Below are 11,276 nucleotides of genomic sequence, written 5' to 3' on the forward strand. Positions count from 1 at the left end.
CGGCGGTCCCGGGAAGAACGGTCAGCCAGCGGCCGGCGCGACGGCGGGTGGCACCACCGGTGCCGGCGGAACCGCCCACGCCCGCCTTCCCGCCACCGGGACGGACGGTGCCGCGCCCAGTGGTCCGGCGGCCGGTGGTGCCGCGATCGGGGCGGCGGGAAAGGCCGGAGCCGGGCAGTGAGCTCGACGCCCCCGGGCTCCCCCCGGCGCGGTCGCGGACGGCTACGCCTTGTTCCTCTACCGCCACCCTCCGTGTATGGTGGTCGGTTGCGGCGGGATGTCGACGATCCGGGTCGGGGGGCCGGCGACGGGCCCGGTGCGGACGAGTACGGCGACGAGGACCACGACGGCCGGTATGCGGACGGCCGGTATGCGGGCCGGCCGGGCTCGGCGCCCCGGCGTCCCGGTCGGGTCAGCCGGCCGCGGCACCCCCGGGTCCGTCGCGCCTACCGGCTGGGCAGCCCGCGCCGGCGGCTGCGGGTGTCCATCGTGCTCATGTGCGCGGTCCTCGGCGTCCTCGGGCTGCGCCTGACCCAGCTGCAGGGTTTCTCCGCCTCCACCTACGCGGCCCAGGCCGAGGCCCAGCGGCTGCGGACCATCGTGCTGCCCGCGGCGCGCGGCGCCATCACCGACCGGGCGGGCCACACGCTCGCGCAGCACGTCGAGCTGCGGGCCGTCTACGCGAACCCGACGAACGTCAGGGACATCGCGGGGACGGCCGCGAAGCTTGCGCCGGTCCTCGACGACAGCACCGAGGCGTTGCGCAGACGGCTCACCACCGACCCGGCCGACCACATCAAGTTCGTCTACCTTGCCCGCGGGCTCACTCCGGACGTGGCGGAGAAGGTCAGCGCCCTGGGGCTGCGCGGTATCGGCATCACCGAGGAACGCGGACGCACCTACCCGTCCCGCGAACTGGCCGCGAACGTCATCGGGTTCATGCGGCACGGCGATGGTGACATCCTCGAGGGCGGCGGCGGGCTGGAGCTGGCGTATGACAAGGTGCTGCGCGGTACCGACGGCCTTCGCTGGCTGGAGGCGAACCCGGCGGGCATCGAGATCCCCTCGGGCCAGAGCCGCGAGAAGGACCCGATCCCGGGTTCCTCGCTGCGCCTGACCCTCGAGCGGGACATCCAGTGGAACGCTCAGAACGCGATCGCCGACGCGGTCCATACCTCCGAGGCCGACGGCGGCATGGTCGTCGTGATGGAGCCCCGCACTGGGGACATCCTCGCGATGGCCGACTCGCCGCAGTTCGACCCGAACAACATCACCGCCCGGGACACCCCGGCGCTGGGCAATCGGTCCACGCGGGACGCCTACGAGCCCGGCAGCGTCAACAAAGTGATCACGATGGCCGCGGCGCTGGACCGCGGTCTGATCACTTCCGAGACCCCGATGACCATCCCGCCGTCCATCACCCGGGGCGGGGTACGTATCGAGGACTCCGAGCCACACGGCGTCGAACATCTCACCGCCGCTGGCGTCCTGGCCCGCTCCAGCAACATCGGCACCGTGGAGATCTCCGAGCGGGTCGGGCGGATCGGGCTGGAGCAGACGCTGCGCTCGTTCGGGCTCGGTGCCGGTACGGGTCTGAACTTCCCCGGCGAGGGCACCGGCCTGCTGCCGGCCGCCCGGGACTGGTCGGGCAGCCAGGCCGCCACCATTTCCTACGGGCAGGGCATGTCGGCGACGGCGCTCCAGATGGCCTCGGTGTACGCGACCATCGCGAACGGCGGTGTTCGCGTGACCCCGCGGCTCGTCGACGCCATCACCGGTCCGGACGGCGTCGTCAAGGTGATTCCCCATCCGCCTGGTCAGCGCGTCGTCAGCGCGCAGACCGCGGCCACGCTCACCCGGATACTCGAGGCGGTGGCGACGAACGAGGGCACGGCGCCGCTCGCCGAGGTTCCCGGTTACCGGGTGGCCGGCAAGACGGGCACCGCCAAACGGCCCGACCCGGTGCACGGCGGTTACCAGGGCTACGTTCCCTCGTTCATCGGGTTCGCCCCGGCGGATGATCCGCGGGTGGTGGTGGAGATCGTCCTGGACAACCCGAAGAAGGGTTACTTCGGCGGTCAGGTCGCCGCGCCCGTGTTCCAACGTGTCATGTCCTTCGCGTTGACCACCCTCGGCGTGCCACAGCCGATCACCAGGCCCGCACCGCTCCTGCTCGACCTGGACAGATGATCGCGATCCGCGCCGGGACGTGGCGGGCGGGGAAGGCCGGCTGGACCACCGCCGTGCTCGGGCGCCCGTGGGGATGGCCGTGCCCGCCCCCACTAAGGTCGTGACCGTGACCTCTCCGGCACCTCGACCGGCTGCCCCGCCCGCGTGTAGCCTCGCCGATCTGCGCGCGGTGCTCGCGGCCGCGGCGCCCGTCCCGGAGCCGGCGGCGTTCGCGGATGCGGGACATTCGCCGTCGGGCATGCGTGCGGACACGGACACGGACGTGATCGTGCACGGCGTCACCCACGACTCGCGTGCGGTCCGGCCGGGCGACCTCCACGCGGCACTGCCCGGTGCCCACGCGCACGGTGCGGCCTTCGCGGCCGCCGCGGTGGCCGGCGGCGCCGTCGCCGTGCTCACCGACGCCGAGGGCGCCCGCCGGATCGCGGTCGTGCCGGCCGGCCCCCCCGGGGGAGTCCCGGTGCTTGTTAGCGACGATCCACGGCGCGACCTCGCCCCGGTGGCGGCGAGGATCTACGGTGATCCCTCCGCGGCGCTGCGCCTGCTCGGCGTCACCGGCACCAACGGGAAGACGACCACGGCCTTCCTGCTCGACGCCGGGCTGCGCGCCGCCGGCCACACCACGGGCCTGATCGGCACGATCGAGACCCGGATCGCCGACGAACGGCTGGCCTCCGCCCGCACCACCCCGGAGGCGAGCGACCTGCAGGCCCTGCTCGCCACGATGGTCGAGCGTGGCGTGGGGGCCGCCACGATGGAGGTGTCCAGCCACGCGCTGGCCCTGCACCGGGCCGACGCCCTGCACTTCGCCGGGGCGGTGTTCACCAACCTCAGCCAGGACCATCTGGACTTCCACTCCTCCATGGAGGACTACTTCGTGGCGAAGGCGTCCCTGTTCGACCCGGCCCGGACCGCCGTCGCGGTGATTGGCGTGGCGGACCGGTGGGGCCGCCGGCTCGCCGAACGGCATCCCGGCGCGATCACGTTCGCCGTCGAGGGGCCGGCCGACTGGACGGCCCGGGACGTCTCCTACGGGCCGACCGGCACGCTGCTGCGCGCCGAGGGCCCGGACGGGCTGCGGGTGGCTCTGTCGGTGCCGCTGCCCGGTGCCTTCAACGTCGCCAACGCGCTCGGCGCGCTGGCGCTGCTCGTCGCCGTCGGGGTCCCCCCGGCCACGGCGGCGGCGGGGATCGGCTCCCTGCCCGGGGTGCCCGGCCGGATGGAGCGGGTCGACGCCGGCCAGCCGTTCCTGGCCCTGGTCGACTTCGCGCACACCCCGGGCGCGGTCACAACGCTGCTAGAGACGGTTCGCCCGCTGGTGAAGGGCAGGGTCATCGTCGTGCTCGGCTGCGGTGGCGACCGCGACCGCGGCAAGCGCCCGTTGATGGGGGCTGCCGCGGCGACACTCGCCGACATCGCGATCTTCACGAACGACAATCCGCGCTCGGAGGATCCGGCGGAGATCCTCGCCCAGATGCTCGCCGGGGTCACGGCGCTGTCGGCTACGGACTCGGCTACGGACTCGGCTACGGCTACGGTCCTGGTCGAACCGGACCGCGCCGCGGCCATCGCGGCCGCCGTGGCCGAGGCCGGGCCTCAGGACGCCGTCGTTGTCGCCGGCAAGGGTCATGAGCCGGGCCAGGAACAGGCGGGGGTGGTGACCCCCTTCGACGATCGGGTCGCCCTGCGCGCCGCGCTCTCCTCGGTGGAGAGGAGATGATCCCGCTGACCCTGGCCGAGGTCGCATCGGCGACCGGCGGCCGGCTCGACGCGGTGCCCGACCCGGGCGTCACGGTGCGTTCGGTCGTCGTCGACTCCCGCGAGGTCCGCGACGGCGCCTTGTTCGTCGCCCTGGCCGGCAGCCGGGTCGACGGGCACGACTTCGCCGCCGCCGCCGTCGCCGCCGGCGCGCCCGCTGTGCTCGCCGCCCGGCCGGTGGGCGCGCCGGCCGTCATCGTCCCCGATCCGCCTTCGGCGCTCGCCGCGCTCGCCGCGCACGTCCGTGACCTGGCCGCCGCCACCGTGGTCGCCGTGACCGGGTCGGCGGGCAAGACGACGACCAAGGACTTGCTCGCCGACGTGCTGGCCGGGCTCGCCCCGACGGTGGCCGCGCCCGGCTCGTTCAACAACGAGATCGGACTGCCGCTGACGCTGCTGCGCACCGAGCCGGACACGGCGTTCGTCGTCTTGGAGATGGGTGCCCGCGGCCCGGGGCACATCGTCACCCTCTGCGCGGTGGCCCGCCCGGCGGTGGGGGTGGTCCTCAACGTCGGCAGTGCCCACCTGGGCGAGTACGCCGACGGCCGGCTGGGGATCGCCGCGGCCAAGGGCGAGCTTGCCGAGGCCGCGAGCGAGGCCGTCGTGCTCAACGCCGACGACCCGCTGGTCGCGGCGATGGCGGCTCGGACGACGGCCGAAGTGATCACTTTCGGGGAGGGCGGACGGGCCGACGTGCGGGCCGGTGCCGTCGATGTCGACCGGCTGGGCCGCGCCTCGTTCGACTTGCTGGCGTACGGCGAGCACCACCGGGTGGCCCTCGGGCTCGCCGGCGCGCACCAGGTGCCGAACGCGTTGGCCGCGGCGGCCGTCGCGATCCGGTTGGGGCTGTCCCCGGATCGGGTCGCCGCGGCGCTGTCCGCCGCCCGCCCGCGCAGCCGGTGGCGGATGGAGGTGACCACCACTGCGGCCGGGGTGGTGGTCGTCAACGACGCCTACAACGCGAACCCGGAGTCGATGCGGGCGGCGCTGAAGGCGTTGGTGGGCATGCGGGGGAAGGGCCGGGCGTTCGCGGTGCTCGGTCCGATGGGGGAACTCGGTGACGCCGCCGCCGCCGAGCACGACGTGCTCGGCCGGTTCGCGGTCCGCCTCGGGGTCGATCGACTGATCGCGGTGGGTCCGGCGGCCCGCCGCATCCACCTGGGCGCCTCGCTGGAAGGCTCCTGGGATGGGGAGTCGGTGGAGGTGACCGACGCCGACGAGGCGGTGGCCCTGGTGGCCGCGCAGGCCGGACCGGACGACGTGGTACTGGTCAAGGCCAGCCGGTCCTTCGGTCTGGAACGCGTCGCCGAGGCGTTGGTGACCAGATTCGGCGTCCTCGGCGCCGGGATCGAGGGGACATGACGGCGGACGGCTGGCTCCACACACGCGGACCCGCGCGGGTGACGCACGCGTGAGAGGCGTTCTTATCGCGGCCATGGTCGCGTTGGTCGTGTCGTTGCTGGGCACACCCTGGGTGATCCGGCTCTTCCGCCGGCAGGGATACGGCCAGGAGATCCGCGAGGACGGGCCGTCCAGCCATCTGACCAAGCGGGGCACCCCCACGATGGGGGGCACCGTCATCATCGTCGCTACCCTGGCCGGGTACTTCCTGGCCCACCTGGTGACCGGTATCGGGTTCACCGCGTCGGGTCTGCTTGTGCTGATGGTGATGACCGGACTCGGCCTGGTCGGCTTCCTGGACGACTACATCAAGATTCGTAAGCAGCGCAGCCTCGGGCTCACCGCCCGGATGAAGTTCACCGGGCAGGCCGCGGTCGCGATCGTCTTCGGCCTGCTAGCCGTCCGGTTCAAGAACGACGCCGGGCTGCTCCCCGGCTCGACGTACATCTCGATCGTGCGGGACACGAGCTTCTCCGTCGGCATCATCGCCTTTCCCCTGCTGGCCTGGATCATCATCGCCGCGACCTCTAACGCGGTGAACCTCACCGACGGCCTCGACGGCCTCGCGGCCGGCACCTCGGCGATGGTGTTCGGCGCGTACGTCATCATCTCCTTCTGGCAGTTCGGCAACCTGTGCGAGCCGCACGCGGCCGAGGCGGGCTGTTACCTCGTGCGTGATCCCCTCGACGTCGCGCTGGTCGCGGCGGCGGCGATGGGGGCCTGTTTCGGGTTCCTGTGGTGGAACGCCAGCCCGGCGAAGATCTTCATGGGGGACACCGGGTCGCTCGCGCTGGGCGGCGCCTTCGCCAGCATCGCGATCGTCAGCCGGACCGAGTTGCTTCTCGTCGTCCTCGGCGGCCTGTTCGTCATCGAGACCCTGTCCGTGATGATCCAGGTCGCGTTCTTCAAGGCGACGAGGAAACGCGTGTTCAACATGGCGCCGATCCATCACCATTTCGAGCTTGCCGAATGGCCCGAGACGACGGTGATCATCCGATTCTGGATCGTCTCGGGACTCGCGGTGGCCTTCGGCCTGGGCCTGTTCTACGCGGAGTTCCTCTCCCACGGAGGTGGCTGACGCCATGACGGGCGACGGCCAGGGCCCGGGCGACCTCGCGACCCCGACCTCCTGGGCGGGTCTGCCCGTGCTGGTCGTCGGGATCGGGGTCTCCGGGCTCGCCGCGGCTCGGGCACTGCTTGCCCGCGGCGCGCGGGTCCGGGTCGTCGACGCCGACGACTCCCCACGTCACCAGGGTGCGGCCGCGACGCTGCGGGCGCTCGGGGCCGAGGTGGACCTCGGCGGCCTGCCGGCCGATCCCGGGGACAGCACGCTGGTCGTCACCTCGCCCGGCGTCCCGCCGACGGCCCCGCTGATCATCGGGGCGGCCGGCGCCGGGATCCCGGTCTGGGGGGAGGTGGAGCTCGCCTGGCGGTGGCGGGGTGGGAGCCGGTGGCTCGCCGTCACGGGAACGAACGGCAAGACGACAACCACCGAGATGCTCGGCGCGATGCTCGCCGCCGGTGGCCGGCGATCCACCACCGCCGGGAACATCGGGACCCCGATCGTGGACGCGGTCGCCGCCGAGCCGCCCTACGAGACCCTCGCGGTGGAACTGTCCAGCTTCCAGCTCCATTACACCCACACCATGGCCCCCCTCGCCGCGGCCGTGCTCAACGTCGCCCCCGACCATCTCGACTGGCACGGGGGCGCGGCGGCCTATGCGGCGGCGAAGGCGAGGATCTGGCGTCGTCCCGGGACGACCGCGATCGGCAATGCCGACGACGCCACCAGCGCGGACCTGCTCGCCGCCGCTCCGGGGCGGCGGGTCCTGTTCGGTCTCGACCCGGCGGCCCGGCCGCGGCCCGGCCTGACCGTCGTCGACGGCCATCTCGTCGACGACGCCTTCGGCGGCGGGCGGCTGGTCGCCGTCCGCGACCTCGCGCTGACCAGCCCGCACATGATCTCCAATGCGCTGGCCGCCGCCGCGCTCGCCCGCGCCGAGGGCGTTGGCCCGGCCGCGATCGGCACGGCGATTGTCGCCTTCCGGCCCGGCGCCCACCGCAACGCCGAGGTGGCCGTCATCGACGGGGTCCGCTGGGTGGATGACAGCAAGGCGACGAACCCACACGCCGCTGCCGCGTCGTTGGCCGGCTACCCCTCGGTGGTATGGATCGCGGGCGGCCTCAACAAGGGCCTCGCCTTCGACGATCTCGTCCGCGACGCGCGCCGGGTGCTGCGCGCCGCGGTCCTCATCGGGCGCTGCGCTGATGAGATCGCCGCCGCTCTCGCCCGACACGCCCCCGATGTCCCCGTGGAACGGGCTGACGGCATGGACGATGCGGTGAAGGCTGCGGCGGCGTTCGCGACCACCGGTGACACGGTGCTCCTGGCACCGGCCGCGGCCTCGATGGACATGTTCCGGGACTACGCGGCGCGCGGAGATCTGTTCGCGGCGGCGGTCCGCGCACGAGAGGGGTAACCGTGGCGGGGTCGGGAGCGTCGTCGCCGCCGTCCACCGGGACGTCGGCGCGGCCCGCGCGGGCGGCGCGGGCGGCGCGAGGGCCCAAAGCCGTGCGAACCGGCTCCGCGGCCGAGCCCGACTCCGCCGGTGGGGGAACCGGCGCGGCGGACGGGGCCGAAGCACGGCTGCCGCTGCTCGACCGGCCGTTGGCGTCCTACTACCTGCTGCTGTCCTCGGCCGGTCTGCTACTGGTGCTCGGCCTGGTCATGGTCCTGTCGGCGTCGAGCGTGCGCTCCTACGCCGACTCCGGCTCCTCCTACACGCTGTTCATCCGGCAGGCGATCTGGGTCGCGATCGGTCTGCCGGTGGTCGCCGTTGCCTCCCGGCTGCCCGTGCGGGTCTTCCGCGCCTTTGCCTACCCGTTGTTGCTCGGGACCGTGCTGATGCTGATGGTGGTGCTCATCCCGGGTATCGGCAGCGTGCGCGGTGGCGCCCGTCAGTGGATCGTCGTCGGGCCGATTACGATCCAGCCCAGCGAGTTGGCGAAGATCGCCCTTGTGCTGTGGTGCTCGGATCTGCTGGTCCGCAAACGGCGGCTGCTGTCCGACCCCAAACACCTGCTCGTTCCGCTGGTCCCGGTGTTCCTGTTCATCGACCTGCTGCTGCTGCTCGAACCGGATCTCGGCGGGGCGATCTGCGTGACCGTCGTGCCGTTGACCGTGCTGTGGGTGATCGGTACCCCGATGCGCCTCTACACCGGGATCCTGGGATCGATGGCCGCCGCGGCGGCGGTCCTCGCCGTGGTCGAGCCCTACCGCATCCGGCGCCTGCTGTCGTTCACCGATCCGTTCGCCGACGCGCACGGCGACGGTTTCCAGGCTGTGCAGGGCATCTATGCCCTGTCGACCGGCGGCTGGTGGGGGGAGGGCCTCGGCGCCTCCCGGGAGAAGTGGCCGCAGTTACTGCCTGCGGTGCACACCGACTTCATCCTCGCGATCATCGGCGAGGAACTCGGGCTGGTCGGCAGCTTGGTGGTGGTGGGTCTGTTCGGCGTGCTGGGATACGCGGGACTGCGGATCGCGCACCGTTGTGACGAGCTGTTCGTCCGGCTCGCCGCCGCAGGGGTCACCGCCTGGATCCTCGTCCAGGTGATGGTCAACATGGGTGCCGTCGTGGGTCTGCTGCCGATCACCGGCGTCACCCTTCCGCTGGTGTCGTTCGGTGGCTCCGCGTTGCTGCCGACCCTCGCGGCCCTCGGCATGCTGCTCTCCTTCGCCCGGTCCGAGCCGGCCGCGGCCGAGTTCTTGTCCCGACGGGCCGAGGAACGCCACGCCGCGCGCCTCGCCGCGGCCGGCCGGCGCCGCCATCGCTGGCGGGGCCGCCGGGGCCGCCGGGGCCGCCGACCGGACCTCGGCCTCGTACCGGTCGACGGCGCGCGGTCGGGTCCGGTGGGTCCGATGCCGGAGTCCGGGTCGGGGCGTTCGTCGGGGCGCATATCATCCCGCGTGCGGGCTCGGGTGACCGGGACCGGGCTGCCCGGGAGACGGCGTGATGTGTCATCGTCTTGACCGATGTTGCGAAGCGTAGTGCTCGCCGGCGGCGGGACAGCCGGCCACGTGGAACCCGCACTCGCCGTCGCGGACGCGCTGCGGGCGACCGACTCCCGGGTGCGGCTGACCCTGCTCGGCACCACGACCGGTCTGGAGGCGCGCTTGGTGCCCGCCCGGGGCCATGAGCTGGCGACGGTGCCGAAGGTCCCGATGCCGCGCCGCCCCACCCCGGCCGTGTTCAAGCTGCCCGCCCGGTTCTTCGACGCGATCCGTCAGGCAGGGGAGACCCTCGACCGGGTTCGGGCGGACGTGGTCGTGGGGTTCGGTGGATACGTGTCCGCGCCCGCGTACCTCGCCGCCCGGCGCCGCGGCATCCCGATCGTGGTGCACGAGGCGAACCCGCTGCCGGGGCTGGCCAACCGGCTCGGCGCCCGGCTCACCCCGTTCGTCGCCACATCCTACCCGAGCACGCCCCTGCGCGACGCGACGCTCACCGGGATCCCGCTGCGGGGGGAGATCCTCACCCTCGACCGTTCCCCGGCCGCGATGCGGGCCGCCCGGGCGCGCTACGGGCTCGACCCACACCGGCCGACCCTGCTCGTCTTCGGCGGCTCGCAGGGCGCCCGCTCGCTCAACCAGGTGATGACGGCGGCGGCGCATCCCCTTGCCGCCGCCGGGATCCAGGTGCTGCACGCGACCGGGCCGAAGAACTTCGACGAGGTCGCCGCGGCGCTGCCCCTCGACCTGCCCACGCCGTACGAGCTGCGGCCGTACCTCGACCACATCCCCTCGGCCTATGCCGCGGCCGACATGACCCTGTGCCGGTCGGGCGCGATGACGTGCGCGGAACTCGCCGCGGTGGGGCTCCCGGCGGTCTACGTCCCCTTGCCGCACGGCAACGGTGAGCAGCGCCGCAACGCGCTGCCGACGGTGGAGGCCGGCGGTGGTCTCCTCGTCGACGACGCCGAGCTCAGTGCGTCCTGGCTGCTCGAGAACGCGCTGCCGGTGCTCATCTCCGCCGAACGGCTGGCGAAGATGTCGGCCGCCTGCGCCGGCAGCGGCCATCCCCAGGCCGCCGCCGCGATCGTCGCCATGATCCGGGACGCCGCCGCCACCCGGCGGCGATCCCGCCCGCGGCACGCGGCTCCCTGACCGCTCCGCCGTCGCTGACCGCTGGGCAGCCAAGGGGGCGCCCAACGCTGGCCGGTCACCGCAGCGTGACCAGCACGACCACCGGGATCTCCCGTTCCACCTGCTCCTGGTGGCCGCGGATTCCCGGCATCGTCTCGACCAGTGCCTCGTAGAGCCGCTGCCGCTCGTCCCCGGTGGCGGTCGACGCCTCGGCCTCGAATCGGTCGGTGCCGAGCTCCACCACGACTTTCGGCTCGGCCGTCAGGTTCTGGTACCAGTCCGGATGCCGCGGGGCGGCCATGTTGGACGCGAAGACGACGATGCGGCCGGGACCGCCGTCCACGACGTACCCCAGCGGGGCGGTGTGCTCCTTCCGGCTGCGCCGTCCGGTCGTCGTCACGAGCACCAGCCTGGAACCGGGCAGCGTCTTCTCCAACGCGCCGCCAGTCGCCCGGTACTCGGCGATCACGGTCTGGTTGACCGCCCTGACGTCGAAGCCAGGTCTGCGCGGGTCCTGCGTGTCGGCCATCGTCTCGATCCTCACCTGTCGCCGCCGGCCATGCCGGCGGGGGCGTGTTGCGGCAGTCAACCATCGACGCCGGGCAACAGCCGGCAGGATCACCGCCCGGGACGTCGCGCCGGCGTTACCGGGCCCGCGGCGCGGCGCCGCTTTCACGCCGGGGAGGAGACGCCGTCTCACAGGCATCGGATGGCACTTCTTTGTATGAGAAAATTAAAGCTTTTCTTATTTTCGACAGTACCCCACCGCCGTTTGGACGGCCGT

General features: G+C 73.0%; 8 protein-coding genes and 1 pseudogene. 8 read left to right on the top strand and 1 reads right to left on the bottom strand.

From position 1 onward, the window contains the following. The 8 genes and pseudogenes from ACY5KJ_RS10010 to murG form a co-directional block, all read left to right on the top strand. Positions 1-181, top strand: a pseudogene (locus ACY5KJ_RS10010) (hypothetical protein); the annotation flags it as partial. A gap of 86 nt (positions 182-267) precedes the next feature. Beyond that, the gene (locus ACY5KJ_RS10015; protein WP_462188188.1) at positions 268-2,190 is read left to right on the top strand and encodes a peptidoglycan D,D-transpeptidase FtsI family protein; all 1,923 of its coding nucleotides are present in this window, start codon (positions 268-270) and stop codon (positions 2,188-2,190) included. Positions 2,191-2,263: 73 nt separating this feature from the next. Then, a complete protein-coding gene (locus ACY5KJ_RS10020) occupies positions 2,264-3,910 on the top strand; it encodes a UDP-N-acetylmuramoyl-L-alanyl-D-glutamate--2,6-diaminopimelate ligase (RefSeq protein ID WP_462203243.1) in 1,647 nt (548 codons plus the stop codon). Continuing rightward, a complete protein-coding gene (locus ACY5KJ_RS10025) occupies positions 3,907-5,310 on the top strand; it encodes a UDP-N-acetylmuramoyl-tripeptide--D-alanyl-D-alanine ligase (RefSeq protein ID WP_462203244.1) in 1,404 nt (467 codons plus the stop codon). The genes ACY5KJ_RS10020 and ACY5KJ_RS10025 overlap by 4 nt, the downstream gene beginning before the upstream one ends. Before the next feature lie 49 nt (positions 5,311-5,359). Beyond that, a complete protein-coding gene (gene mraY, locus ACY5KJ_RS10030) occupies positions 5,360-6,427 on the top strand; it encodes a phospho-N-acetylmuramoyl-pentapeptide-transferase (RefSeq protein ID WP_462188191.1) in 1,068 nt (355 codons plus the stop codon). Between the two features lie 4 nt (positions 6,428-6,431). Then, entirely contained in the window at positions 6,432-7,829 is a 1,398-nt protein-coding gene (gene murD / locus ACY5KJ_RS10035) for a UDP-N-acetylmuramoyl-L-alanine--D-glutamate ligase (protein ID WP_462188192.1), read from the top strand. Positions 7,830-7,831: 2 nt separating this feature from the next. Next, on the top strand, positions 7,832-9,379 hold the full coding sequence (ftsW, locus tag ACY5KJ_RS10040; RefSeq protein WP_462203245.1) for a putative lipid II flippase FtsW: 1,548 nt from the start codon (positions 7,832-7,834) through the stop codon (positions 9,377-9,379). Between the two features lie 3 nt (positions 9,380-9,382). Then, positions 9,383-10,513 carry an undecaprenyldiphospho-muramoylpentapeptide beta-N-acetylglucosaminyltransferase gene (murG, locus tag ACY5KJ_RS10045; protein ID WP_462203246.1) on the top strand — a complete coding sequence of 377 codons (1,131 nt, stop codon included), beginning with the start codon at positions 9,383-9,385 and terminating at the stop codon, positions 10,511-10,513. A gap of 55 nt (positions 10,514-10,568) precedes the next feature. Here murG and ACY5KJ_RS10050 read toward each other — a convergent pair whose 3' ends face one another. Next, positions 10,569-11,021, bottom strand: a complete 453-nt coding sequence (locus ACY5KJ_RS10050; RefSeq protein ID WP_462188195.1) for a nitroreductase/quinone reductase family protein — start codon at positions 11,019-11,021, stop codon at positions 10,569-10,571. Positions 11,022-11,276: the final 255 nt, after the last annotated feature.

It is taken from the genome of Frankia sp. CcWB3 (assembly GCF_977927595.1).